We start from the raw sequence: 25876 nt of genomic DNA, 5'->3' as shown, positions 1-25876 counted from the left end.
GCTCGCCCCCGAATCTGATCATCAGGCCGGTGTTCAGGGGTGCCGAAGTATCGCGCCGTATCCGTCGGCGAGAACGAGGCGTTCGTCGATCTGTACCAGCTCGGTGCCGGTCCCGATTGCGATGTAGGGGAGTACGCGATCGGCGGGCCCGATCAGCTTTCCACTGGTGACTTCCTTGTCGTCGGGATCGGTGAGCAGCAGTGTCTCGACCTTGCCCTGTTCGAGGGCGTCGAGGACGCGTGCGGTCCCGTCGATGGAGAGGCCGGAGTCCCGGCCCTGCTCTGCGACGTAGCGTTCGGTTTCCGCATCCATTCTGCGCAGTCGCTGCGTGTCGATCAGTTCACGAATCGACTTCGACACCTCGGCGGGTGTCGAACCGACTGAACGCGAACCCTTTTCGACGTCCACCACCCGTAGAGTCGACGGTAGGAGCTGCGCAAAAGCTTTGCGGGACTGTACTTCTCCGATCACGACCACCAGTGCGACCTTGTGTTCGCGGGCGAGCGCCGCCGCGCGCTCCACGGCCTGTGTCAGGTTCTTTCGGATGTTCTCCTCCACGAGGCTTTGGCTGTCGGTGTACCGCTCCTGGCCGCCCACGTGTGCCTTGTGGACCGGGAAGCCGTCGCCGTCTACCGTTTCGCCGTACACGTCACGCCCGCGAGCATCGCGCACGCACAGGTCAGCGCCAGTGTGGTCGACCTTTGCGATGAGGAACGGTTCGGTGTCGTATCCGTGTGCGATCAGTGGAATCAAGTAGGGCAGTTCGCCCAAGGTCGCGATGGTGGAGCCGGCAGGTTCGAGCAGAATATCGTCGATCAGCACTGCCTCGGATGTGGCGACGATCGCGCGTCCGGCGCGACCTGAGATGCCGTGATGGTTGTCCTTCACCTCGTCCAGTCGCGCGATCAGCGATTCCGATGCTCCCTGTTTCGTGAGTTGATTGCGCATCGAGCGCCATTCGAGTTCGAAGCGCTCGCGTGCATCTTCCCGGTTGCGGACGTCTTCGAAGTACACGGAGGCAAACGGGCCGTCACTCGAACCGACCTTCTTCAGCCGCCCAGCATGCATGTCGGCTCCCTTCTGTAGTGGTCCTATGCCGCGTACCCGACAACTGGTGATTCGACACGACCGCTTTCAGTTCGCACGTTTGTTCGACTGCTGGTACTGTCTGTGAACGTGAGGGTGGTGCAGAGGGAAGCCTGCATCACCTTCACGCCAAGAACCCGGGACCTGCCGCCGACTGCCTTCGGTGGCAGGTCCCGATTCTGCTTAATCGGCGTCGTCAGTGCCCTTCGACCTGTCGGAACTCTTGCGCCAGTGAGTGAATCGTTCCTTGATGTCCGTCGCTACGTCGCCGACGCCGTTCCCGACGGCGCCCACGGCACCGCCCAATCCGCTACCGATGTCGCGCACCATCCGGACCAAGGGGTCTTCCGACTCGTCGAAGTTCTGCTTGTACGTCTTGGCTGCATTCTTGAACTCGTCGCTGATCTTCGCTCCGTCGTCATCGCCGCGGCGGGGGTAGTTTCCGCGCAGAATCGCGGCGTAGTCTCCGCTGTCCACCCACTTCTTGAGTTCGGCGGCGCGAAGCACCGAGAACGGGTGAGAGAGCAGTTCGATGTTGAGGAGCTTGAGTACACCGTCGCGGAGGTCGCCGCTGGCGTCGTACTCGGCGGCCTGGGCAAGAAACGCGTCGATGTCGATTTCACTGACTCGGGATCCGCCGGCCAATTTCATCTGCACGCGAATCGCTGTGTGTACGTCCTGGCCGCACAGTAGTCCTGCACGATCGCCGGACAGTTCGGACTTGCGTTGCCATTCCATCAGGGCGGCGATGATCGCGCGGAGTGCCCATCCGCCAACCGGCAGCCATCCGATGGTTCCGGCCAGTCGCATCAAATGCATCAAGATGGTGCGATACACGGCATGGCCGGACAGTGCGTGGCCTAGTTCGTGGCCGATGATGAACCGTTGCTCCTCGTAGTTCATCACGTCCAGCAGACCAGTAGTGACCACCATGAACGGCTTGTCCATGCCGATGGTGAAGGCGTTGACCATCGGGGTCTGGAGTACGAACAGCTCCGGTGTCTCGTCGGCCTGCAGGATCTCGACGCAGTCACGGCGCAGATCGTTCAGGTCACTGAACTGGCGTTCGTCGACTCGCACTGACGTGGCGAGGTACATGAGGCGGTGCTGACGTTCTTGGAGCAGTCCGGACAGCGTCCGCAGAACAGTGTCGAACCCCCGAAGCGTCCGGAGCGTCACCAATGCGGCCCGATCGGCTGGGTGTTCCCACGCACGCGAGCTGATGTCCGGGAACTCGATTCGGGTGCGATCTGGTGCAGTGGTCATGGTGGCCCCTCACTTCGATGTGTGTCGACTCACCTCCAGGGTAACGACTAGTCGGTTTAGCGCGGATTTCCGGCAGCTCACTCGGTGGGCTGGGGGAGCGTGCAATCCGTGACTTTGGGGTTGACGCCGAAGTAGTTCAACGGGCCGGCGATGACCGTGAGCGCGATGGTCCCGACGCCGGCGCAGTTGGTCGGCGAACTGCTGTAGTAGCCGCGTTGGCCGGCCGCGACGGCCCCGACTATCAGCCAGATCAGAACGATCAGAGTCACAATTCTCATCATGGCGGGCTCGATTCTTCAAATATTATGGTGCCCAGCGAAATACCCGGTCAGAGTGGGTATGAAACGCTCAGCCGACGGGTATCCCTGATGTATGCGGCTCGAGGCGGGCGTATCCGCCCGAGTGAACGCACTGAAGGAGCTTGTGATGATCATCCTCGGCGTAATCCTGCTGATTATCGGTTTCGTGGTGAACATTCCGATCCTCTGGACGATCGGTGTCGTCTTGTTGGTGATCGGAATCATCCTGTACGCGCTGGGCGCGGCCGGGCACGCTATCGGTGGTCGGAGGCATTACTACTGATCAGGGGTCGACCCGTCATGCGTATCCGTGCCAGTCGGGACGGTGCGCTCAACCGCACGTGCGATCAGTTTCCGCAGGCAGACCTGGCGAAGCGTTCGCTGTTGCCAGTCGCTGCCGCCGCCGGTCACGCATTTGTCGCGCAGTGCTGATTCCACGCTCGTGTACTCGCCTGTCTCGTCGAGGGAGTCACGGACATGGATCAGGAGTCGGTGCAACTGTTCCGCGGCCGAAATTCTTTGTGTGGTAACCGGATCGATCGACGCGCCCAGGACGCCCTCCTTCGCGGACACCCAGGTTGCGAGGCGGAGGTTCTCGAGGGAAGTGCGCGGAGCGACGACTCCTCGTTCGACGGCGCGCAGTGCAGTGGCGACCAGCGCGCGCACAAGTGCTGCAAGCAATACGGTGTCGTCGACCGTCGGCTGAACGTCGCAGACCCGGATCTCGACGGTCGGTAGGTGGCAGGAAGGCCGGATATCCCAGTAGGCCATCCGCTTGTCGAGCATCACGCCGCAATCCACCATCTTCGCGACCGCGGTCTCGAAGTCCCCGGCGGTCTCGAAGTACGGCGGCGGCCCGGCGACGGGCCACCGGGACCATTGGATCGCCCGCCAACTCGCGAAGTCGGTGTCGACTCCTTGGTGGATACGGGAGTTGGCGCTCAGTGCCAGCAGGGCAGGCAACCAGATGCGCACGTGATTGCAGACCTGCACGGCCTCTACTTGATCAGCGACGCCCACATGGATGTGGCAACCGCAGATACTTTGTTCGGCGGCGAGGGCGCCGAAGTGTTCGCCCATCTGGCGGTAGCGAGGGGAGTCGCTGATCTCGAAACGCGAAGGCCCCGAAAGCGGTGCGCCGACGGCCAACAGCCTGCAGCCGTTCAACTCGGCCGCTTTCGCCGCGAGCCGACGCATGTCGATCAAGTGGGTTCGGAGTTCGTCGATGCTCTGGCACACGGGAGAGTTGGTCTCGACTTGGCAGCGGGACAACTCGAGCTGAAGATCCAAACCGAGTGTCGACGCGGTTTCCGCAACCGCGGCATTGTCGGTGGACGGCAGCCAGGATGTCGGGTCGACGAGGATGAATTCTTCCTCGACGCCGACGGTCGGGGTCGTCGATTCATAGCGGCCAGCGGTGGATCCGGTCGAGCAGGTGGCGGCGCCCATGCTCGCGTCTACCCGGTCGGTCGAAGGCGGAAACCGACCCGAGGAAGCCCCGTTCTCGTCGGGAGAACGGGGCCCGTGGTCGGTCTTGCCAACATCTCGGAAGCGTCAACGAGCCCTTGCACACCGTATGAATCTGGGGACTGGCGTGCCTGGGAAAACGTACTGTGTCGGGCTCGGTAAAACGAGACCTCCAGGCATGTCTCACCCCCGATTTCACCCTCGTGTGAGGCTACCTGCGCGACCGCCGTCAGCCCCCGATTCTGTCCGGTGATCCCTAGGGTGCGGTCTCGGCCTTGTTTGTTCAGTGGGTCCACCTTCGACGGGCGAGTGCCAGGAAAAATGTGAAACGCAATTAAACTAACGTCCAACTTTAATCTCACTTGAATTCCTGATGAACCGTCGGAAGGTCGTGTGTAAACCAAAGTGGCCAGTTAATCGCTTGCACAGCGTCCAGGCACGTGCAAGATTTATGAACTGGTACTACTTTCCATCGGCGCAAATTGCTACTGGTATTGGAGAATTGCAACTCGATTCGAGAAGGCTTTCCGAATTGCGGTGCAACCGATTCGTTATCGCGGACAAATGTCCAATATGCTTTGGAAGAGGGTTTCGCCAGGAAGGCCAGACGAAATTCCCTGGCCAGAAATTTTTCTCAGGATTTACCCACCGGCATATCAAGGGGGTTACTTGGGGTGTGAAAATAGGGGCCGCTGCGGGTGGGGCGGCAATCTGCTTCGATTTGCTCATATCTTGCTGAGTGGGGTATTTGTAAACAAATTGTCTTGGGGTCGAGAAAAATTGCATTTGATGCTTTACATTGGAAATTGCAAGATGCACGTTTCATCCTCCAGTGTTAAACGAAAGGACGAACGCAATGGGTAGCTTGGAAGATTTCGACATCGCGACACTTCTCCAGAAGGTCATCGCATTCTTCGACGGATTCTCGTCGGACGAGACTGAGCCAACGGGCTAAGACGCCAACGGGCTAAGACTTACCGAGGCCGCTGCGCATCCGGATGTCACCGGATGCGCAGCGGTCTTTTGTTCCGCTGCAAGCCACGCTGGGGACTGCCGCGAAATCTCGACCTCAATCAGTTCCTAGCTGGTCGCGTCTTTCTGGATCAAGAGCATCGCGTCGTCGACCGGATCGAAGTACAGAGCCGGATCGGCAACCAGTGCAGCGTCGTCTCCGTGAGTTTGCATGGTGACGACCCAGGCGCGATCGTCGTGTTCAACGTAGTAGGCACCCGCAAGGACCCCGATGGAGCTGCCGCCCTTGAATCCGCCGTAGGTGAACCATTTCGCGGACTCGTCACCGAGCGCCGGATCTTCGGCCAGTATGTCTCGAACCGGTGCACCGCTCTCGGTCTTCGCCATCTCTTGCAACGAGACCAACGCGGCACGCAGGTCGGCGGGCGAGGCAAACCAGTCGATGTCGAAAGGCCATGCGGGGGTGGTGAATGCTGACGCCGGGATGTCCACCAGGCCGCCAGGTAGTGCCGCCAGTATTGCTCGACGCTCGTCCGGGGTTCCATCGCGCCAGGCGATACGTTGTGCGCCATCGTTGCCCCAGCCGAGTTGGAACAGTGCGCGGGTCGGCTTCAGTGGAATGTTGAGCGAAGGATCCGCCATGCCCATCGGGGCGAACTCGGCCTCGACCTGCTCGCGCCCGACAGCAGCGATCAGCATGTCGGTGGCGGTGTTGTCGCTGATCGAGATCATCTTGCCGGCGGTCTCCCGGACCGTGACTTCGGTTCCCGACGGCAGGTCCTGCATTGTCCCGCCGGGCATCGACTTGAGGTCGTCGGTGATGGTGAGCTTCTGATCCCACGAGAGTGTCCCGTTCTGGACAGCCGTCGCGACCGCGCCGAGAACGTACAGCTCGATCGTTGACCCTGTGGGCTGTGGTGAGGTGTCGCCGACACCGAAGACTTCGGCGTTCTTTCCGCCGGTGACCTCGGTGACGGTCAAGTTCGTCGGCGCGGGAAGTGCTTTGACAGCTGCCTCGAGCTCTTTCCACGATGCGGCAGGCACATGATCGTCTTTGGTCGGTGTTATCGCCATTCCAAGGACCAACCCGCTGCCGTCGACGACGACGTTTATGTCGAACGCGCCGCCGGTGGTACTGGTGATGGAAACGGTGCCGTCGGTATCGCCTCCCTTGTAATTCACTGTTGTCCAGGGCTGTCCGGCTCGGATGGACTCGAAGTCCGGAGGCGTCAGGACAACTGGTGCGGTGGGTCCGAAGTGCTCGGCGATTTCTTCCTGGGGCAATGGCGCGCTCGTGTTGAACGCACTGAGAAGCCAGCTGATCTGCTTGCCGACGGGGCTGTCGGGGATCGTGACTGTCGTGGGTGTCTCGGTGGCGGAGACCTTTGTGCTGTTGTCCGAGGTTTGTGCAGAATCCGGCCCGGAAGTACATGCGGCGAGGGCGAATACCGCTGCGGAGGCAAGTGCCACCAGCGTGAGCGGGCGACCCTTCCTGCGTGCGTGTTCGAGTTTCATGGACTCATTTCATCAGCGTTCTCTTCGGCGCGCGTCCGTCTGAGGTGTAGACGTACTCAGCCTGAAGTACTGAATCGGTTCATCCTCGAGTACCGTCAACTACTTGTCGTGGTGACACGCATAGTGAAGCTGGACAAAACGGAGAAATACTGCACCCGAGTAACTTTCGTGAGGACTGTCCGAGTTAGTTCTTGGTCGCGGCCAGGAAAGAAGGCTGCGTCGACAGTGCGGCGATCTCTTCGGGGAGATCAGGAATCCGGCGATCGTACAGATCTGCCAACTCCACCGAGCTGAAGCGTCGGACGGTCCAATTGTGTTCAGTGAGCCACCGGCCGGGATCGGATCGTTTGTCGCTGTAGAACAGTTGCGAAATGTCCAGGTCTCCGAACGGGTTCTCGGCAAAGTACTTGGATCTGATGGTCGCCAGCTTCTTCGGGTCCGCGCCGGCCGGAAAGTCGTTCACTGCCAACCGACTACCAGTGGCCGAGAGTTCGTCGATCCGCTCGAACAGGGCGTCGTGGGCCGGGCCGGGGAGATAAGCGAGCAGGCCTTCTGCGGACCATGCAGTAGGTTCCTTCGGATCGAAACCGGCCTCCGCGAGCGCAGCCGGCCAGTCGTTGCGCAGATCCGTAGGCACAGTGCGTCGATCAGTTTTCGGCTGGGCGTCGCGCGCCGCGAGCACTTCGGCTTTGAACTCCAGTACCTTTGGTTGATCTACTTCGAACACTGTGGATTCTGAGTTCCAATCCAGCCGGTACGCACGCGAATCCAACCCCGCCGCAACGATTACCGCCTGCTTTACTCCGGATTCGGTTGACGACAAGAAGAATTCGTCGAAGAACCTGGTTCGCAATCCCATGAAACCGCCGAAGGGTGTGTCGTCGAGGAGTGCCGGATCTTTCAGAAGAGCTGTGAAATGCGGCTCCGCTGCAGCTTCTACGAACCACGATGCGAACTTGTCTTCGATGATCGCGTCCGAGCGGGCGCTTTCCAATGCGCGGAAGGTCGCCACTGCAAGCGCGGTGAGTCCGACGCTACTGACGATGTCCCACGTATCTCCATCGCTCCGCATTTTCTGGGTGTCCTTCCGCTCTGGACGACTGAGCCGAACCCTCTCGACTTTACGCCCGAGCGACCCCTTGCCGCCTGGAACGGAACGGTCGGAACTGGGGCGCGAACAACCACGAGGCAGCGTCGGAACATTATGTAGTGCAAGGCGTTCGGTTTGAAATCAGCCCTGCCAGGAATCTGCCAGGGTTGTGCCAGTGGACGGCCAGGATGCAGGACTTCACTGGTGTGTGCCCCGTTCGGGACAGCCAGAGAGAGTCTGGAGAAATCTTCGGAGAAGGGATCGATCATGACACGACTATCCGCACCGGAACAACGTAGGAAGTACTTCTGGACCAAGCTCGCGGTGACGGGTGCGGTATTGACCGTACCCATTGCCGTGCTCGCCGCACCGGCCTCGGCAGATACTGTGAATCATGATGTAACACAGGCCGATAACAGTTGGTACGGAGATCAGGGGGGCGATCACTCGCACGATTGGGACCGTGGTGGAAACGGCGGCTGGAACCAGGGTGGTAACTGGAATCAGGGCAACGACTGGGGCAATCAGAACCAATGGCAAGGCGGGCAAGATCAGGCACCCGCGCCGACAGTGAACCCCTTCGCCGGACTGTTCGGATCCAGCTGATCCCCCGGCTACACGACGAATTTCGGGTCGAGAGAGATTGTAAGCCCATGTTGCAGGAAGGCTCGCTCGAGATGTTGGCCGCCGCGGCACGGAGCGGTAGCGATGAAGCCATGACCGATTTGTACGCAGTGTTTCGCCCGATGGTTGTGCTGCGGTGCCGCGCCGAGCTTGATCGGGCCGTCTCCGACTCCGCCGCGGATGCTGCATGCATCTCTGTTCTCACGGCAGTTTGTGACGGATCGGCGGCGAATCAGCCTTTCCTGCGCCTGCTGTACGTGAGTACAAGCGTCGCGATTGCTCGGGCGGCATCCGACCGGTTCAGCAGTGGGCCGCTCCCGCCTCCAACAGCGCTCCCGGTTGTCGAACGCGATGTCCTGGTGTTGCGGTTGATCGTCGGCCTCGACAGTGAGGCGACGGCAACATCGCTCGCCCGTACGACCGACCAGGTGTCACTCGACCTGCATCGTGCGCTGCAGCGCCTGCGAAAGTTGAGTTCTCCGAATGCAATCAGGGAGACGTTGGTGTCTACCTGAGGACGTTCGGAATGCGCAGGTTCAGGCGGGAACGGATCCCTGCCTTACTGGCCGGCGATGTATTCGATCGACGGTCCGGCGGTCCAACCACCGTCGACGGCGATCTCGGAACCTGTTGTGTACGAGGCATCGTCGGAAAGTAGGTAGGTGACCGCACCGACCAACTCCTCCGGGCGACCGACACGGCGATACGGATTGTTCGGGAATGCGCCCTCTTCGAGGCTGATGCCCGTCGGCGCAGTCATGGGGGTGAGGACCATGCCGGGGTGTACGGAGTTGACCCGAATCTTGTCGCGACCGAGTTCGACGGCGGCGATCTTGCTCAGCCCACGCACGCCCCACTTGGCTGCGCCGTAACCGCTGGTCAGAGCCATGCCCATCAGGCCGGCGGCCGAGGAGATGTTCACGATGGATCCGCCGCCTGCTGCCTTCATGAACGGCACCACCGTGTGGATACCGGTGTGTACGGACACCAGGTTGATCTGGATGATGCGTTGGAACGTCTCGAGCGGTTCTTCGGCGACCGTCTGGCCGGAAGCCGAGATTCCGGCATTGTTGACCAAACCGTTGATCGCGCCGAATTCGGATACCGCGTACTCGGCGGCGGACTTCCAAGACGCCGGATCGGTGACGTCGAGGTGAACGTAACGTGCTGCGTCGCCGAGAGATTCGGCCACTGCTCGGCCGTCGTCGTCGAGTAGGTCGCCGATGACGACGCGGCCGTTACCCGCGACGATGCCACGCGCAAACGCTTCGCCCAGGCCGCGTGCGCCGCCAGTGACGAGAACGATTTTTCCGGAGAGATCCTGAGTCATGATTGTTCCTAACCTGTTGGTGTTGCGAGATATGGCTTCGAGAACGCGCCGAGCGCGCGGGTGATGGCCTTGGGTGCGGGGGTCCGGAGGTCTGCCATCTCGCGCAGTGCGGCCACTACCGCCAGTGTTGCCTGGCCCGAAGCCGCTGTCGTGTCGAGCGAGCCTTCTGGCCGATCGATCAGACGTGCAACTTCTGGGCGGATCAGTTCCATCGTCTCGAAAGTTGCTGATTCCCACACTCTCCGGAGCGCCGCGTCGCCGAAGATGATGGGCATCAGTGACCGAGTCATCGGCTCGAAGGACTCGCCGACCGATGCGATAAAGGCCGTCTTCACTGCCGCTGAGAGTCCGTATTCGCGGGATTGCGCGCTGAGGGCGGTGGCAAGACTGCGGTTTCCCTCGTCGAGCATCGGCCAGATGCTCTCTTCCTTGGTGGCAAAGCAGCGATAGAAGGTGCGCTCGGAGATTTCTGCCCGTTCGGCGAGCTCCGCGATGGTCGTCGAAGTGTCGCCGCGTTCGACGAAAGCGGCAGCGCAACTCTGCGAGACGCGGAGAAGTAGTGCAGTGCGGCGGGCTGTTGCCATATCCGCACTGTACCAAAAGTGGCAGAAACTGCCACAAGCTGTGCCGGTCGGTCAGCCGGTGCTGCCTTCGATGCCGGATACCTCCTGCTCAACGGCGCTCTTGATGTTCAGCAGCGTCTTGCGGATGTTGCCGCGCTGAAAGTCGGCGAACGTCTTTCCGCCGGTGGCAACCTTGTCGAATATGTCCGCCGCAAAATCCGGCCAGCCCCGTCTGTCGTCGATCCACGTTTCGGTAACTCGGGTTCCACCGGGGACGGGCTGAAATCGGTACCGCCAGGTTGCAATAGCGGCAGAGATTCGTGGCGTGGCAAGGCCGATCTTGTGAACACGGAATTCGAACAGTTTCCCGGTGTCGGCAGCGGTGACGGTGCATCTTGTGGTCCACTGCGCGCGCCCACGTTTGTTGTGCCCGTCGAACTCCATACCCAGGAAAGCGCTTTCGCGGTCTCCCCGCAAGGTAGCTCCCAGGTTTTCGGGACTCCAGTCGCCCATGCGAGTGGGATCGCTGATGAGCTCGTAGAGAGAAAGCGCGTCGACATTGACGACGACGCTGTCGGAGACGGTGAGTTCGCGAGCCATTTCGGTTTCAGTTTCTTTCTGTCGAACGTGGATGGAATCGGTGCTGATTATTACCCGTGCGGTTTCAGTTGGATCTTGACCGCGCCTTCCTGCTTTTTCTGAAAGATCTCGTAGGCGTGTGGCGCCTGATCGAGCGGCAGCTGATGAGTGGAAAAGGTGTCGACGCCGAGTGGGTCGTCATCAGTGAGCAAAGGCATGATGTCGTCTACCCACTTCTTGACGTTCGCCTGACCCATCCTGAGCTGAATCTGCTTGTCGAACATAGTCATCAGCGGCAGTGGATCAACCATGCCGCCGTATACACCGATCAGAGAAATCGTCCCCCCGCGCCGAACGATGTCGATGGCCGAATAGACCGCACCGAGTCGATCGATTCCTGCGTTACGCATCGCAGGCGCGGCAAGAGCATCGGGAAGGAGTCCGACGAACTGCTGCGCGAGCTTTCCGATCGGAGACCCGTGAGCTTCCATTCCGACAGCATCGATCACCGAATCGGTTCCACGGCCGTTCGTCGCATCTCTGACTGCGTCACCGATCTTGCTGCCGTAGTCGTCGAGATTGAGGGTTTCGATCCCGCGTTCGGCAAGGCGTGCAAGGCGTTCGGGTACACGGTCCACGCCGATTACTCGAAATCCCTTGTGGTGAGCGATGCGGGCCGCCATGTCACCGATCGGTCCGAGACCGAGGATGGTCACGGACCCACCCGGCGGGATGTCGGCGTATTCAACCGACTGCCAGGCTGTGGGAAGCACGTCGGAGAGGTAGACGAATCGCGAATCCGCGGGACCTTCGGGAACTTTGATGTGTGTGAAATGTGCTTGCGGTACTCGAAGGTACTCGGCCTGCCCGCCTGGCACCGAGCCGTACAGCTCGGAGAAGCCGAACAACGCTGCGCCCGTTCCCTGATCGCGGACCTGAGTCGTCTCGCACTGTGTGTAGAGGCTCGAATCACACATGAAACAGTTGCCACACGAGATCTGGAACGGGATCACGACGCGGTCGCCTATCTCGAGATTCGTGACTTCCGAGCCGACTTCTTCGACGATGCCCATCGGTTCATGACCGAGAATGTCGCCGGCATTCATGAACGCACCCAGAGTCTCGTACAGGTGCAGATCGGATCCGCAGATATTCGTCGTGGTGACCTTGATGATCGCGTCACTGGGGTCGACGATCTTCGGGTCCGGAACCGTATCGACGCTTACTTTTCGTTTGCCTTGCCAAGTCACTGCGCGCACTGGGATCGACCTCTCATCGCGGAAATGCTGTTCGCAGTCACCTGCCCGAAAGCGCTGAAATGCAAACAAAACCGGTGAGGGTTGCGGGAAGTGCTGAGAGCGTTAGATTGAGAGGGAGGCGGGCCGAGGCTCCTGAAAGGCCGCACGCCGTATGACTGACAGGACCAAATGACGGGGATGACCGCATGACCGAGAAAGACAACAACGACCAGTCGCCCAAGGGTGGGCACCCAGGGCCCGTGGACAAGGGCGGCGACGGCGGAATGGCAACTCGAGAACAGGCGCCTGAACTGGTCGAGGAGACCTCCGAGAAGAAGTCTGACGACAAGTAGTTTCCTTTTACTCCGCGTTGGGTAACAACGGGGATAGGCCGCATCGGACCGTCCCGGAATCAATGCGGGCGAGGTTCCTCGAGGTTGAGCAGCCAGCCACGGGAACCGCCTTAAGCATCTCCCAGTTCGTGGTTCAGCCGGGTTAGAAGTTCAACCCTGTAACAGCAAGTGATCGAACCGGGTCCGCAGAAGTGTCGGGACCCGGAAATCGTCCAGCGTGCGAACTATCAACTGCTCGGCAACATCCCTGAGTTTCACGTTGGTCTCCTGCGAACGCCATACGAGGATGTCGAAAGCTCGATCGGCAGAGATTCCGTAGATCACCATGAGCATGCCTTTGGCTTGCTCGATCACCCCGCGAGAAGCAGTGATTTCGTTGACCAGCACGTCGACAGATGCTTTCACCGTGCTGTCCAGGGTTTCGGTGACGTCGATGTAGAAGCCTGAGCTGCCGACCACAGCACCCGACTCGTCCACGACGCTGTCGCCGACGACGATTACCGAGTGAGTGTCCCCTGCGGTGTCGATGATGCGGTGGCGGCTGCTGAACGGGCCGCCTGAAGTGCGGATGGCATGCAGTGTTTGGGCAACGTGTCTTCGGTCGTCGGGATGCTTGTGCGCGAGCATCAATTCCGTCGTCGGAGCCACTTGGTCGGGTTCGTATCCGTGAATCCGTGCGACTTCGTCCGACCACTCCCACCGGTCGCCGTTGCGGTGATAAAGAAAGCCGCCCACCCGGTGTGGAGCCCCCGATCCCGACGTTCGCCCCAACCCGTCCTCGTTCACCACACACGCCCCCTCGTTCTCGACCTCGTCCCAACCGGCGTACTCGCCAGTTAGTTATATCGGACAAATCCGGCGGAGGTGGTGTCGGTCCCATATTTCGGAGCACCGTCTGGATCGCTACCGCATGGGTCGGGGAAACCGGCGCTCAGAGTACGTGGCGACGGTCCCACTTCAGTCGCGGCTGAAGCAGTGTTGCCGCTGTGTCCATTCGGTGATCGCCGCCGCGATGGCCGCAGGCTGATCCTCCGGGGCGAGATGTCCTGCGGGACCGCACTGTTCCACCTCGAGGTTTGCGATATTCGATCGGCTCCACGCGACTTCGTCAGGTCCGATCATGAGAAGTTCGGCGGGGCCGCTGAAGGTGAGAAGGAGTTTGGGTACCTCGCTGCTTTCTGCGAGCCAATCGCTGTACGCCGCCACTCGTGCATTCACGTCGCCGGGACTTCCTTCGACGGGGAAGGACCGTGGCCACTCGAGAAGGGGCCGGCGACTCTCCGGCGAGGGGTAAGGGGCGCGATAGGTTTCAGCATCGGTTTCGGACAGTTCTCCGAGAACTGTTCTGTGAAGCGCAATTTCGAGGAAGAAGTTTTCGTCGAGTACCTTGGTCTCGCCGATACCGGGAGCTCTCAGGGCCTCGACCCGCGCTCGTGCGTCTCCCGGGAAGTGCTCGTCCCAGGTCATCGGACGCAGGATCGTTTCGAAGAAGGCAACACCTCGAACGCGTTCGGGATGGCGGGCAGCCCAGTCCAGTGCAAGTGCCCCGCCCCAGTCGTGTCCGACGAGTACGACGTCGTCGAGATCCATCTGGTCGAACCATGCGTCGAGGTAGCGGGCGGTGTCGAGAAAACCGTAGTCGATTGGCGGTTTGCCCGACGCGCCCATTCCGATGAGGTCAGGGGCAAGCGCTTGGCCGAGATTTCCTATCTGCGGGAGGATGTTTCGCCACAGGTAGGAGGATGTGGGGTTCCCGTGGATAAGTACGAAGGGTGTTCCGTCTCCGCACGAGCGGTAGGCCACAGTCGAGTCGAGCACGGGAATTGTGGGCATTGCGACTCCTCAAATAGTTTCCATGTACCCTAATTTAGATAGTAGCCATGTATTCTATTTGAATGCAAGATCGAGAAATATGGACGACGGGGTCGCTGGTGTGGCACCTTGGCTTGCGCTGGCGGGCGGGGGTTGACCGAGCGATCGCCCACCTCGGGTTGACCCACGCCCAGTATTCGGTGCTCGCGTCTCTCCATGGTCTGGTGAGTGCGGGGGAGAGGCCTAGTCAGCGAGAACTCGCCGCGCACACGGGGTTGCAGCGAATCTACATATCCAAGCTCGTGCGAGCGTTGGAGAAGAGCGGGTTTGTTGTCAGCGAACGAGACAGTCGCGATGCGAGAGCCGTTTGCCTCGATCTCAGTGACGAGGGGAAACGAGTCATAGAACTCGCTAAAGACATTGTCCGCCAATTGGATGCAAAGAATACGGAAGTGCTGACGAAAACCGGTGGGCGGGAACTGGCCGAGCTCCACCGCGCCCTCGGTGCGTTACTCGACGCCACCGAAGCCGGCGATGAATGAAGTCCGACCTACTTACTTGGCGCTACGTTCGGCGGCGACGGCAGCGGGTTCGGGTGAGCCGGCCGGCTGTGGCCTGAGGCTGTCGGCACCGATGTTGTAGACGTCACTCGTCGTGGCGAGGGAGTTGGACGTGGTGGACGAGGGAAGCCCGGCGCGCCAGTTGACGATTGGATTCAGAACGCCGAACGGGCCACATCCGGAAGCTGTCGGGACGGCGAAGGGCTGTCCGGTGTGCCCGGTGTTTCGAACGACGGCAGTATCCGGGAAACCTGGAACCTCCTCGAGGACGCCGTATTCGGTCACATCCAATTTGAGTTGAACGGGGTTGCTGTCCGAGCCCAGGTAGCATTTGCCGCCGAGGAGAGGGTTCGCGATCTTCAATTTGACGGGTAGCTTCACGCCAAGCTGAAATGCATCCACGGTGGGGAGTGCAGACGTCGACTCGACGGTGGCCGAGGCCCTGTTCAGTCCGAAGAGATTGTTGAATGGTAGGTCGATTCCGAGTGCGCCCCCGGGGATGTCGATAGGTTCGGCGTAGATCCCCCGACTGTTGTCGTTCGGTGGGATGAAGACTTGGTCGAATCCGAATTCAGCCTCTGGATTCTCCCGGTATGCAACTCCGCCTGCGATGCGCATCGCCCCGGCGGGAATGCCGACGGAAAGCTTGCCGATCTTCATGTTTCCGCCGGTAACCGTGACGTCCATACAGGTGCTGGTCTCGGGATTGTCGATCGGACATGAATCCCAACCGCCGAAGGGGATCTCCGCTGCCGGGGCGGCTCCTGCAATGCTTGCTGACAGGCTTCCCACCGCTGTGACGGTGGCGAACACAGTTGCGGTGGCGAGTGCGCCGAAAAGCCCACGCGACGTCGAACGTCGGGACATGTATTTCTCCTTTGGGTACAACCGACCAGTCGGGATTGTGATGATGAGTGACGGTAGTCACGTGTGACTTGGATGTACAGACAATTTGAAACAATTCCGACAAAAGTATTACTGCGATCGCCTTCGCTACTACTTGTGGCTGTGAGGATTGAAATTTGTTGCAGTGCTCTGTGTCTCGTCATTCGCCCACGAATCGCTGTGAGGTGCTACGACCCGAAAAGGCGTTCGTCGACGGGAATATCGGACTCCTGTCGAAATCGAGGGGGCAATGTTTTGTCGGAGTCGCCAATGAGGGAAGTCAGGGCGAGTAACTTTGTCGAACAGCGGCTGATCGGTACTCCGGGCAGCTGCCCGAGAGAACGGATCGCCATGACGCTGATGCTGCCGCTCGACTCGATGTTCCTGCTGATGGAGTCACGAGAGCATCCCATGCACGTCGGTGGACTGTCGCTTTTCGTTCCGCCGGAAGGAGACGACGGCGAATTCGCCAGGTCGCTCTACCGTTCGCTCACCGACGTCGACTCGATTCGCCCCCTCTTCCGCCGCAAGCCGGTGCAGTTCTTGTCGAACTTCGCGCCGGTGCGTTGGACGGAGGACACGGATGTCGATCTCGAGTATCACGTCCGGTTGCTCGCGCTGCCCAAGCCGGGACGAGTCCGCGAATTGCTCGAGCTGACCTCCATGCTCCACGGCACGCTGCTCGATCGGCATCGGCCGCTGTGGGAGGCGTATGTGATCGAAGGTCTCGCCGACGGCCGAGTTGCCGTGTACATGAAGACGCACCATGCACTCATGGATGGTGTGTCTGCTGTTCAGGCGTGGTACCGCAGCCTCTCGTCGGACCCGCTCGATCGAGAATCGATGCCTCCGTGGGCGCAGCGACCTTCTTCGGGGCGGGTTCGAGCCAGTCGCGGGCTGGACCTGCAGAGGCGGGTGGGCTCCGTGATCGAGACCGTGCAAGATGTGGTCGGGGTGGGCCCTGCGATTGTGAACGCCGCTGCCTCGGCGGTGAAGGACCACGTCGCACCGTTACCGTTTGCTGCTCCGAAATCGATCTTCAACGTCCCGATCACCGGCGCGAGGCGTGTCGCCGCGCAGTCGTGGCCGATCGAGCGCCTGCGCAAGGTCAGTTGCGTTGCAGACGTGACGCTCAACGATGCGGTGTTGGCTATGTGCGCGGGCGCGCTGCGGCGTTACCTGATCGAACTGGACGAGTTGCCGGACAAACCGTTGATCGCGATGGTGCCGGTATCACTTCGTAAAGGCGATGAGGGTGAGGCTTCCGGCAATGCCGTAGGTGCGGTGTTGTGTGATCTGGCAACCGAATTGGCGGATCCGGCGGCCAGACTTCAGAGAGTTCACGACTCGATGAGTAGCGCCAAGTCCCTGATGTCGGGCCTGACGCCCCTGCAGATCACGGCGCTCAGTGCATTGAATGTTGCCGGCCTCGGGTTGCCGCTGATCCCTGGTTCATCCCGACTGATCACCGGGCGCCCAGTCTTCAATCTGGTGATTTCCAACGTCCCCGGCCCGACGACGACGCGATACTGGAACGGCGCGAAGCTCGAGAGCTGCTATCCGGCATCGATTCCGTTGGACGGGCAGGCAATGAACATCACCGTCATCGGCTACGCGGACACCATGCAGTTCGGTCTCGTCGGCTGCCGCCGCAATGTTCCGCACCTGCAGCGGCTCCTGGGCCACCTCGAGGAATCACTGAGTGAACTCGAAGCCGCCGCAGGCTGATCAATTCGATTCGGGCATTCAGACGTCACGTCCGTTCACGACCAACTGGTGGACGTCCAGTTCTTTGTCGTCGAGGCCGAAGCTGATGATGCGTTCGGGGTGGATACGGATGATCGGTGCGTCGAGACCATGCGCACCAGCGCCCTCAACATCCAAAGCCTCTGCCCGTCCACGGATTTCGACGCACCTGACCCGCCATGGATCTACAGATGCGATGTCGTCCACGACAAACGCGACCCGCCCGTTCTCCGCGACATTGTGAAACTTACGGCTGTCCGTCATGTTGTAACCGCTGATGTCGATCGTGGCTGTATCCGGGTTGTAGTGGAATCCGACCGGACTGACTTGCAGCGTTCCATTCCGTTGAACCGTCGCGAGGCGTCCGAGAGTCTGTGTGGCCAGGTAGTCGAGTTCGATTCGGGTGAATGTCATGAAATCACGCTAGAACCTGAACTGCTGTAGAGGTCAAGATCTCCGAACGTGCAACTCATTCCGTCTCGTCAAGGCCCTCTTCTGCTTCGTCGACCCGGCGCTCGGCTTCGCGAAGCTCATCCTCGGACTCTCGAACCGCGACGCCGGCAGCCTTCTCGGTGTTCTTGGCGAACTGTCGTTCCTGTTCTGCGTGTTCGAGATCGGCGCGGAGTTCTTCGATGCGGCGGTCGAGGTCGGACAGCTTTGACCTGGCATCCTCGAACTGGGCGGTCTCGGCCTTGACCCGTCGTCGGATTTTCTCGAGGTCTGCCCTGGCTTCCGTCAATTCTGCTTTCGCCTTGGCTTGTTCGGCCTTGTGATCCGGAGCAGTGGATTTGGCCGGAGCGCTGTCTTCGGTGTGGATCGCAGGGGCATCGTGTACGGAATCCTCCTCCACTACAGCAAGTCCCGCCGGCCCGAAACCGCTGTAACTGGCAGCGGTCACAACTCGTCCGAGTCGGACCTGCGCGGCAGTCTCCTCGTCGGACAGGGCGGCATTGAGGGTCTGCGCGACATCACGTAACGCATCCTCACCGGCATTCTTTCCACGCGAAGCCGCGATCTCACCGGATTTGTGGGCGAGACTTCGCACCACCTGCTGCCTCTGTGTCGTCAGCCGTCGCAAGTCCTGACCTGAGAGATGGCGTTGGGCGTCGCGTAGCGATTCGCCAAGCGCGAGAAGTGCATCCAGATCTTCGGATAGATTGCGCGAAATGAGATTGACCAACCATCCCACGGTGGTTGGCTTCCGAAGTTTTCCGATCTCCGCGGCCAGTGTGCGGTCGTTGTCCTCCCGGGCAGCCTTCACATGCTTTGTACGCGCCTCGACGAACTCGCCGGGGTCGAGGCCGTAGAGTTCGTCGGCGACATCATCGAGGGTCACACGTCCATACTGTCATTCGGCGAGTGGTTCGAAGACTGTCTTCCAGTCGTTTTTGATGCTCACCACTGTCCACCCGTTTGCGCGCGAGGCGTCGAGTGCGTGCTCGGCTCCGTCCACGTAGTCGAACTCGCGTTCCGGATCGTCATGGAGCACCAGAAGACGAAGTGCCGGAATGTTCGGGTGTTCGGCGAACTGCAACATCGGTAGGTCACCGTTGCTGTTTCCGGCCGCGATGACAGGTCGTCGGCCGATTCGGTTCCATATCTGTACGGGCTTGGCCGGCCCGTCGTCGACGACATCGGTTTGGGGCTGACGAAGGATCGTGCCGCTGTGGCCGTCGTCCTTCCACGTCAATGCCACGCCGCTGCCGATGACGCGATCTCGGTGGATGCCGTAGACCTCCTGACTGATCGGCCGCATGAAATCACGTCCGCCGCCAGAGACTATGTAGTTGGAGAAGCCTTTGGCCGCAAGGTAATCGAGCAACTCCACCATGGGCGAATAGCTGCAGTGCAAATATTTGCGATCGAGAGTGGGATGCGAAGCAGTGCGCAGGTAGGTATCGGCGTGGGTTTCGAATTCGTCGACTGTGACTTCGGCGAATGCCGCCAGGACACCGGCCGCGAGCACCTTCAGTGCGCTGTCGTCGCCGCGATAGTGCTTCGAGATCACATCGTTCAACCAGGCGTAGTCCTGCTCGAAGGCCGCCTGCCACGGTTGACGGTTGCGAAGAGTCGGATCCTGGTTGGTCATCTCGACGAGGCGGCGCAAGATGAAGTCGAGTTGGATCGGCATCGGCTTCTCACACCACAGAGTTCCGTCGTTGTCGAAGACTGCGATCCGGTCTTCCGGTGCGATTTCGTCCGGACTTCCCGCAGTCGTCGCGCGTTCGACGAATTGCCTGATGGCCTGTTTCGGCGTGCCGTCCTGCCAGCTCGGAAGCGGGTCAGGGTTATCGGAGGTGGAGGCTTCAACGAATTGACTGCTCATGTGGTCCCTGGCTTCCAGTGAGGCGATGACAGACCCGGCACTTTCATACTCGGACCTCCTGCCGAAGATGGCATCGCCCATTTCGGGCGACAGCGCTTCGGTGAGCACAATCGGGGTATGCGATTGACCATGCAGCCGTAGAGGCTGGCATTCAGATCACCTACAAGGAGCCAGGTTATGGCCAACGCATTCAAAGGCGTCGTCAACCTCGATATTCGCGATTCGATTCCCGACTGGAGCCCGTACGAGCAGCCGAAGGCTGCCGCCGGCACGCCTAACATTCTCTACATCGTTCTCGACGACGTCGGATTCGGCGCCTTGGGTTGCTACGGGGGACCGATCGAGACGCCGAACATCGACCGCATCGCGGGCAACGGATTGCGGTACGGGCAGTGGCACACCACAGCGCTGTGCTCACCGACGCGATCGTGTCTGCTCACCGGCCGGAACCACACGACCAACGGAATGGCTTGCATCAGTGAGTGCGCGGTCGGGTTTCCTGGCGGGAACGGTCACATCCCTCCCGAATGTGCCACGCTCGCCGAGGTTCTGGTCGAGCAGGGGTTCAGTACCGCGATGGTCGGGAAATGGCACCTCTGCGCCGAAGACGAGATGAATCTTGCTTCCACGAAACGGAATTGGCCGGTCGGTCGCGGATTCGAGCGGTTCTACGGCTTTCTCGGTGCCGAGACCAATCAGTGGTATCCCGACCTCGTCCACGACAACCACCCCGTCGAACAGCCGTCGACGCCGGAAGAGGGGTATCACTTCAGCGTCGACATCACCGACAGAGCGCTCGAATACATCGGCGACGTGAAGTCGATAGCTCCGGACCGGCCTGTATTTCTCTACTACGCACCCGGGTGCGCACACGCTCCACATCACGCGCCCCGCGAATGGGCCGATCGCTACGCAGGCAGGTTCGACGCAGGGTACGAAGCCATGCGGGATGAGATTCTGGCGAGGCAGAAGGACATGGGACTTGTCCCGAACGACACGACTCTGCCCTCACTCAACCCGATAGGCACTCCTGACACCCGCACCGGACCTGACGGCGAACCGTTCCCGCCGCTGGATTTCACCCGCCCCTGGGACACCCTGTCCGCTGACGAGCAACGACTGTTCTCACGGATGGCGGAGGTGTACGCGGGCTTCCTCTCGTACTGCGACGATCAGATCGGACGCCTGCTCGAATACCTCGAAGAAATCGAGCAGCTGGACAACACGATCATCGTGGTGGTTTCCGACAACGGTGCCAGTGGTGAGGGCGGACCCGACGGTTCAGTCAACGAGAACAAAATCGCGAACGGGGTACCCGACGACCTCGCCGAGAACCTGGCAAAGCTGGACGAGTTGGGCAGCACCGAGACGTACAACCACTATCCCAACGGGTGGGCGATGGCGTTCAACACGCCCTTCAAGATGTGGAAGCGGTACTCGTTCAACGGCGGAACCTGCGACCCCTGCATCATCTCGTGGCCGGAGGGCATCGACGCCCGAGGCGAGATTCGAGATCAGTACCACCATGCCATCGACGTCGTCCCGGCTCTGCTCGACTGCGTCGGTGTCGACTTGCCCGACACGGTGAAGGGATACACCCAGCACCCGATCCAAGGCGTGAGCATGCGGTACAGCTTCGACGCCGGCAACATCCCCACCGCCAAGCACACCCAGTTCTATTCGATGCTCGGAGGACGAGGGATTTGGCATGACGGGTGGAAGGCCGTCACCACGCACCCGACTCTGAGCGGGTGGGGTCATTTCTCGGAAGACACCTGGGAGCTCTACCACACGGAGGTGGACCGAGCCGAGCTCCGGAACCTTGCCGGCGAAGAACCCGGCAGGCTCGCCGAGCTCGTGGGGTTGTGGTTCCACGAGGCCGGCGCCAATCAAGCTCTGCCACTGGATGATCGGTCCGGTGTCGAACTCCTCACCACACCTCGCCCCCAGCTGGCTCCGCCGCGCAACCGGTACGTCTACCGTCCAGGGGGAGCCGAGGTACCGGAAGCCGTCGCTGTCAACCTTCGTAATCGTTCATACTCGATCGGGGCAGTTGTCGACTTGGCCGAACCGGGTGCGGCCGGTGTGCTGTTCTCGCATGGCGGCAGGTTCGGTGGTCATTCGCTGTACGTCAAGGACAACCGACTGCATTACGTGTACAACTTCCTCGGCAGTGAACAGCAGAAGATCGATGCCGCCGAAGACCTCCCCATCGGCGAAAATGTAATCTTGGCAGCAACTTTCGACAAGGAAGGTGAGGATCCGCCGGGCACTGCGCACGGGGTGCTCGGCCTCTACTACGGCGATCGGAAAGTCGGTGAGGGCAGAATCCGCACTCAGCCAGGCAAGTTCAGTATCGGCGGCGGCGAAGGGCTCAATGCAGGCCGTGACAGCGGGGAGCCTGTGACCGACGACTACCCGGATACCTCACCATGGGCGTTTACCGGTGGAACGCTCAGCCGGGTGGCGATCGACGTCAGTGGGGAACCGTACGTCGACCTCGAACGCGAAGCAGTGGCGATGCTCTCGCGTGAATGACAGATCCGCGTGCGTCTAATCCGAGCTGGGTGGAAGGTATCTCACGGTGGGTACTCCGCCAGGACCGTCCAGGCGGACTTCGGCATCGACCTGGTAGACCTCGGCTATCAGGTCGGCGGTGAGGACCTCGGTCGGGCTTCCGTGGGCAACGATGGAGCCACGGTTCAGCATCACTATCGAATCGCAGAACATGGCGGCCAGATTCAGATCGTGCAATGCCATGATCGTGGTGGTGGGCAGGCGACGCACGAGCGCGAGCAATTCGAGTTGATGGTTGATGTCCAGGTGATTGGTCGGTTCGTCGAGCAGCAACTCGTGAGGTTCCTGAGCGAGGGCGCGCGCGATCTGCACGCGTTGGCGCTCCCCGCCGGACAGGGTGTGCCACGACCGGTCGAGCATCCCGGAGAGGTTGGTGTGTTCGATCGCCGCGCGGACGGCGTCGCGGTCGGAACCTGAATGCCCGCCCCACAATCCGCGGTGCGGGGTGCGACCCAATTCGACGACCTCGGCTACCGTCAGGTCGATCTCCGTGTTGCTGTGCTGATCGACGGTGGCAATCCGACGCGCGACATCTCGGCGTTTCCAGTCAGGCAACGGAGTTCGGTCCAGAGTCACCTCCCCGATTGTCGGACGGTTCTGCCCGGCAAGCAGTTTCAGCAGTGTCGATTTTCCCGAACCGTTGGGGCCGAGAAGCCCCACCGTACTTCCGACGGTGGGGGACACGTCGAGGGCGTCAACTATGAGCGCCCCGCCGACCCGCCAGCTGACGCCGGTCGCTTCGAGTGTCATGGCCTGGCCTTTCGTCTCCAGAGGATGACGGCAAATGCAGGCACGCCGACCAACGCGGTTACCACACCGGCCGGGAGTTCCTGCGGCGCAATGGCTGTACGTGCCACGGCGTCGACCCAGACCAGGAAGATCGAGCCGATCAGTGCGGACGCGGGCAGCAGTCGCCGATGGCTCGGACCGACGAGAGCCCGTGCCGCATGCGGGAGGACGAGGCCCACAAAGCCGATGGCGCCTGCGACGCTCACGATCACCGCCGTCATCAAAGCTGTTGCCAACAACAGGGTCACGCGCACTCGCCACACGTTCACCCCCAGCGACGACGCCGCGTCCTCGCCGAAGGCAAAGGCGTCGAGTGCGCGGGAGTGGGTCAGACAGACCACGAGGCCGACGGCGACCACCGCAGCGCAGAGCGCGACGTCGAGCCAGTCGGCGCCGCCGAGTGAGCCCAGGAGCCAGAACATCACGCCGCGAGTCTGCTCGGGATCGGCCGAGGTGATCACGATGAACGAGGTGAGCGCCGAGAACAGTTGGGTCGCGGCGACTCCGGCCAGGATCACCCGATCCGGCGTGCCGCCGGCCGCATGGGCGAGCAGCAACACAAGGGCGAAGGAGATCACCGCGCCGATGAAGGCGCCGCTCGACAAGCCGATCACCCCCGACCCCACTCCGAGGATCACGATCAGTACGGCACCGGTCGAGGCGCCGGACGAGATACCGAGGACAAAAGGATCAGCCAGTGGATTGCGAAGCAAAGACTGCATGATCGCCCCGCACAGCCCGAGACCCGCACCGCAGAGCGCGGCGAGCAGAGTACGTGGCAGACGAAGATCCCACACGATGCCGTCGCGGATAGGGGTGACGTCCGCCGCGGTACCGCCGAGATGGCCGACGACGATCGAGGCCACCTCACCGACCGACAGACCGGCCGGCCCCAACGTGATCGCCACGGCGGCCGACCCGGCCAGCGTGACAACACCGATCACCCACAGCAGGGTGACGGTCGTCGGGTTGTCACGCAGGCGAACTCTTGTCGTCATCTCACGCCGTAGACCACGTAGTCGTCGAACAGTTGCCAGACCGTTCCCGACTCTCGAAAACCTGCTTGCGCGAGCGCCGCCAACTGGAAGTCGACGGCAGTGGGCGCGGTAGCGTCGCGTCCGGCGAATCTGCGCTCACGCTCGTCGGTCAGTGGTCCGATGCCGGGAGTTGCCCGCAACTCCTCCCACCAGCTGTCCCACGCGGGAGCGCCGGCAGCAAAGGCGGAGCGTTGCGTCTGCTCGTCGTGAGCCTTCGCCCATCGACCGATGACGGGGGAGCGGCTGTCGAAGCGGAAGTGATCACCGTTGAGCAGGACTCCGTCAGGGCTCAGCAGTTCGCGGCACTGCCGGTACACCTCGACGAGCTGTTGCGGTTGTAACCAGTGCAGCGCGGTTGTCGACACTATCGCCTGCACCGGTGCAGTCACCGAAGTCGGCCAATCGGTGCTCAGCAGGTCTGCGTCGACCAGCTGCAGTCGGTCACCGAAACGAGTCGACGACTGACGGGCGACTTCCAGCAGCATCGGGTCGTAATCGATCCCCACAACGCTCGCGTGCTTGAACTTCTCGAGGATCCGGGCGCTCAGTGAGCCCGGTCCGCAGGCCAGGTCGACAACCGTGAACGGGGTGTGCGCGTACTGCAATTCGAGAACGTCGAGAATCGCGTCGAATCGCTTTTCGCGGTCGGCGATGTATGCCGCCTGCTGGTCGTCCCACTGACGCACCAGTTCACTGATCTCCGCGGACATCTAGACCACACCCAACTGGCGCAGCCCGTCGGAGAGCTGTTCGATGCCACCGACATTGCGGATCGAGGGATCCATCGTCGTTCCCTCGAGGATGATGTAACGCTTGTTCTTCACTGCGGTGAGCTTGCTGGCGACCGGGTCCGATTCGAGGAACGCGATCTTGTCTGCGGCACTGTCGCCGTCTCCGCCGCGGTCGAGATCTGCGAGCACCAGCACGGTCGGGTCTCGATCGAGCACACTCTCCCAACCGATTTCGGGCCAGTACTGTTTGTTGTCGTCGAAGGCGTTCTTCGCGCCCACCGCGTCGGTCATGATTCCCGGTGCACCGCAGCACCCGGCGAAGTACGGAGTCTTCGTGGCTGCGTACCACCACGCCAGCGTCACGTTTTCGGCTCCCAGCGACGCCGTGGCGGTGGCCGCGCGATCCTTCAAACTCTCGGTCAGCTCGACACCTTTGTCCTTGACGTCGAACAGTGTTGCCACGTCGCCGATTTCGGCGTACAAGTCGTCGAGTGTGAGGGCCTTGCTCTGCTCGGCATCCTGACCGGTGCACTCGCTGGGCGACTGGTACGTCGCGACCCCGAGGTCGGTGAACTTGGTCCGGTCGGCGATGCCTTCCGAGGTGAACGTGTAATTGAAGGTCGTGTAGACCATGTCCGGTTCGCGTTCGAGGACACTCTCGAAGGACGGGAACTCGGTGTCGAAAGCTTGAACCTGACTGCGTGCCTCACGTAATTCGGGGAGTACGTCGTCGTCGCTCATGGCGTAGCCGGCCATCCGGTCCTGCACTCCCAGTGCGAACAGCATTTCGGCCGCAGGCTGATTTACCGCGATCGCCCGTTCGATCGGTCGCTCCACCGTGACGTCTCGGCCACAGTTCTGGACTGTCACGCGCGATTGTTCGGAAGAGTTGGATTGTTGGGCAGCACTGTCGTCGGAGGAGCAGGCAACCAACGACGCGCTCAACAAGGCCGCGACGGCAGCGGCGGGTAGGCGAAGTCTGGACAGACGCATGGAATCTCGTTCTCGCAGGGGCTCGTTCGCGGAGCCCG

At 61.2% G+C, this 25876-nt stretch carries 27 protein-coding genes; 7 read left to right on the top strand and 20 right to left on the bottom strand.

The annotated features are described in order from the left end of the window. Positions 1-33: 33 nt before the first annotated feature. The 3 genes from H351_RS26235 to H351_RS26225 form a co-directional block, all read right to left on the bottom strand. Positions 34-1068: a baeRF2 domain-containing protein gene (locus tag H351_RS26235; protein ID WP_019747188.1), complete on the bottom strand. Its 1035-nt coding sequence runs from the start codon at positions 1066-1068 to the stop codon at positions 34-36. Positions 1069-1269: 201 nt separating this feature from the next. After that, on the bottom strand, positions 1270-2352 hold the full coding sequence (locus H351_RS26230; protein ID WP_019747189.1) for a M48 family metallopeptidase: 1083 nt from the start codon (positions 2350-2352) through the stop codon (positions 1270-1272). A 77-nt stretch (positions 2353-2429) separates the two neighbouring features. Continuing rightward, on the bottom strand, positions 2430-2633 hold the full coding sequence (locus H351_RS26225) for a hypothetical protein (protein ID WP_003945456.1): 204 nt from the start codon (positions 2631-2633) through the stop codon (positions 2430-2432). A gap of 145 nt (positions 2634-2778) precedes the next feature. Between H351_RS26225 and H351_RS32340 the strand changes: the two genes are divergently transcribed. Next, entirely contained in the window at positions 2779-2934 is a 156-nt protein-coding gene (locus H351_RS32340) for a DUF6131 family protein (RefSeq protein ID WP_003945912.1), read from the top strand. Here the strand turns inward: H351_RS32340 and H351_RS26215 are convergent. From H351_RS26215 to H351_RS26205, 3 genes are all read right to left on the bottom strand, one after another. Continuing rightward, on the bottom strand, positions 2928-4100 hold the full coding sequence (locus tag H351_RS26215) for a carboxylate-amine ligase (protein WP_029254618.1): 1173 nt from the start codon (positions 4098-4100) through the stop codon (positions 2928-2930). The two genes, H351_RS32340 and H351_RS26215, sit on opposite strands and share 7 nt — an antisense overlap. Before the next feature lie 1098 nt (positions 4101-5198). After that, positions 5199-6605, bottom strand: coding sequence for a serine hydrolase (locus H351_RS26210; RefSeq protein WP_059016381.1), 1407 nt, complete (start codon positions 6603-6605; stop codon positions 5199-5201). 184 nt (positions 6606-6789) lie between these two features. After that, the gene (locus tag H351_RS26205) at positions 6790-7677 is read right to left on the bottom strand and encodes an SAM-dependent methyltransferase (RefSeq protein WP_029254619.1); all 888 of its coding nucleotides are present in this window, start codon (positions 7675-7677) and stop codon (positions 6790-6792) included. A 285-nt stretch (positions 7678-7962) separates the two neighbouring features. On the opposite strand from H351_RS26205, the gene H351_RS26200 reads away from it, so the two are divergent. Together H351_RS26200 and H351_RS26195 are read left to right on the top strand one after the other, a co-directional pair. Next, the gene (locus tag H351_RS26200) at positions 7963-8301 is read left to right on the top strand and encodes a hypothetical protein (RefSeq protein WP_021333190.1); all 339 of its coding nucleotides are present in this window, start codon (positions 7963-7965) and stop codon (positions 8299-8301) included. A gap of 47 nt (positions 8302-8348) precedes the next feature. Beyond that, entirely contained in the window at positions 8349-8834 is a 486-nt protein-coding gene (locus H351_RS26195; protein ID WP_019747197.1) for an RNA polymerase subunit sigma, read from the top strand. A gap of 44 nt (positions 8835-8878) precedes the next feature. On the opposite strand, the gene H351_RS26190 is transcribed toward H351_RS26195, so the two are convergent. From H351_RS26190 to H351_RS26175, 4 genes are read right to left on the bottom strand one after another with little or no spacing between them, the layout of a single operon-like run. Then, a complete protein-coding gene (locus H351_RS26190) occupies positions 8879-9649 on the bottom strand; it encodes a glucose 1-dehydrogenase (protein ID WP_003945779.1) in 771 nt (256 codons plus the stop codon). 8 nt (positions 9650-9657) lie between these two features. Continuing rightward, the gene (locus H351_RS26185; protein ID WP_019747199.1) at positions 9658-10233 is read right to left on the bottom strand and encodes a TetR/AcrR family transcriptional regulator; all 576 of its coding nucleotides are present in this window, start codon (positions 10231-10233) and stop codon (positions 9658-9660) included. Between the two features lie 51 nt (positions 10234-10284). After that, positions 10285-10812 carry an SRPBCC family protein gene (locus H351_RS26180; protein ID WP_019747200.1) on the bottom strand — a complete coding sequence of 176 codons (528 nt, stop codon included), beginning with the start codon at positions 10810-10812 and terminating at the stop codon, positions 10285-10287. 50 nt (positions 10813-10862) lie between these two features. Then, a complete protein-coding gene (locus H351_RS26175; RefSeq protein ID WP_029254620.1) occupies positions 10863-12050 on the bottom strand; it encodes a zinc-dependent alcohol dehydrogenase in 1188 nt (395 codons plus the stop codon). 185 nt (positions 12051-12235) lie between these two features. Between H351_RS26175 and H351_RS32335 the strand changes: the two genes are divergently transcribed. Continuing rightward, positions 12236-12382: a hypothetical protein gene (locus H351_RS32335; RefSeq protein WP_019747202.1), complete on the top strand. Its 147-nt coding sequence runs from the start codon at positions 12236-12238 to the stop codon at positions 12380-12382. Between the two features lie 150 nt (positions 12383-12532). On the opposite strand, the gene H351_RS26170 is transcribed toward H351_RS32335, so the two are convergent. Next, entirely contained in the window at positions 12533-13171 is a 639-nt protein-coding gene (locus tag H351_RS26170) for a PAS and ANTAR domain-containing protein (protein ID WP_019747203.1), read from the bottom strand. A 168-nt stretch (positions 13172-13339) separates the two neighbouring features. Continuing rightward, positions 13340-14215: a haloalkane dehalogenase gene (locus tag H351_RS26165; RefSeq protein ID WP_029254622.1), complete on the bottom strand. Its 876-nt coding sequence runs from the start codon at positions 14213-14215 to the stop codon at positions 13340-13342. A 62-nt stretch (positions 14216-14277) separates the two neighbouring features. On the opposite strand from H351_RS26165, the gene H351_RS26160 reads away from it, so the two are divergent. After that, positions 14278-14736, top strand: coding sequence for a MarR family winged helix-turn-helix transcriptional regulator (locus H351_RS26160; RefSeq protein ID WP_020906474.1), 459 nt, complete (start codon positions 14278-14280; stop codon positions 14734-14736). A gap of 12 nt (positions 14737-14748) precedes the next feature. Here the strand turns inward: H351_RS26160 and H351_RS26155 are convergent, their stop codons facing one another. After that, the gene (locus H351_RS26155; RefSeq protein WP_029254624.1) at positions 14749-15621 is read right to left on the bottom strand and encodes a hypothetical protein; all 873 of its coding nucleotides are present in this window, start codon (positions 15619-15621) and stop codon (positions 14749-14751) included. A gap of 369 nt (positions 15622-15990) precedes the next feature. On the opposite strand from H351_RS26155, the gene H351_RS26150 reads away from it, so the two are divergent. Then, positions 15991-17367 carry a WS/DGAT/MGAT family O-acyltransferase gene (locus H351_RS26150; protein ID WP_020906476.1) on the top strand — a complete coding sequence of 459 codons (1377 nt, stop codon included), beginning with the start codon at positions 15991-15993 and terminating at the stop codon, positions 17365-17367. A gap of 18 nt (positions 17368-17385) precedes the next feature. Here the strand turns inward: H351_RS26150 and H351_RS26145 are convergent, their stop codons facing one another. From H351_RS26145 to H351_RS26135, 3 genes are read right to left on the bottom strand one after another with little or no spacing between them, the layout of a single operon-like run. Continuing rightward, complete coding sequence (locus H351_RS26145; protein ID WP_029254625.1) at positions 17386-17799, bottom strand: PPOX class F420-dependent oxidoreductase; 414 nt, start codon at positions 17797-17799, stop codon at positions 17386-17388. A gap of 55 nt (positions 17800-17854) precedes the next feature. Beyond that, entirely contained in the window at positions 17855-18721 is an 867-nt protein-coding gene (locus H351_RS26140; protein ID WP_019747212.1) for a hypothetical protein, read from the bottom strand. A 12-nt stretch (positions 18722-18733) separates the two neighbouring features. After that, positions 18734-19711 (bottom strand): HAD family hydrolase, encoded by a 978-nt coding sequence (locus tag H351_RS26135; RefSeq protein WP_051295970.1) that lies wholly within the window; start codon positions 19709-19711, stop codon positions 18734-18736. Between the two features lie 177 nt (positions 19712-19888). On the opposite strand from H351_RS26135, the gene H351_RS26130 reads away from it, so the two are divergent. Then, the gene (locus tag H351_RS26130) at positions 19889-22249 is read left to right on the top strand and encodes an arylsulfatase (RefSeq protein ID WP_029254627.1); all 2361 of its coding nucleotides are present in this window, start codon (positions 19889-19891) and stop codon (positions 22247-22249) included. A gap of 15 nt (positions 22250-22264) precedes the next feature. Here H351_RS26130 and H351_RS26125 read toward each other — a convergent pair whose 3' ends face one another. Genes H351_RS26125 through H351_RS26110 form a run of 4 tightly spaced genes read right to left on the bottom strand, consistent with a single transcriptional unit; the run spans position 22265 to position 25838 of the window. After that, the gene (locus H351_RS26125; protein ID WP_029254628.1) at positions 22265-23038 is read right to left on the bottom strand and encodes an ABC transporter ATP-binding protein; all 774 of its coding nucleotides are present in this window, start codon (positions 23036-23038) and stop codon (positions 22265-22267) included. Next, on the bottom strand, positions 23035-24075 hold the full coding sequence (locus H351_RS26120; RefSeq protein WP_020906481.1) for a FecCD family ABC transporter permease: 1041 nt from the start codon (positions 24073-24075) through the stop codon (positions 23035-23037). The genes H351_RS26125 and H351_RS26120 overlap by 4 nt, the downstream gene beginning before the upstream one ends. Beyond that, positions 24072-24824: a class I SAM-dependent methyltransferase gene (locus tag H351_RS26115; protein ID WP_029254629.1), complete on the bottom strand. Its 753-nt coding sequence runs from the start codon at positions 24822-24824 to the stop codon at positions 24072-24074. Before H351_RS26115 ends, H351_RS26120 begins: the two co-directional genes overlap by 4 nt. Further along, a complete protein-coding gene (locus H351_RS26110) occupies positions 24825-25838 on the bottom strand; it encodes an ABC transporter substrate-binding protein (RefSeq protein ID WP_029254630.1) in 1014 nt (337 codons plus the stop codon). Positions 25839-25876: the final 38 nt, after the last annotated feature.

Origin of the sequence: Rhodococcus erythropolis R138, assembly GCF_000696675.2 — a bacterium.
GTDB lineage: Bacteria > Actinomycetota > Actinomycetes > Mycobacteriales > Mycobacteriaceae > Rhodococcus_F > Rhodococcus_F erythropolis.
This window is presented reverse-complemented; position numbering and strand designations above follow the sequence as displayed.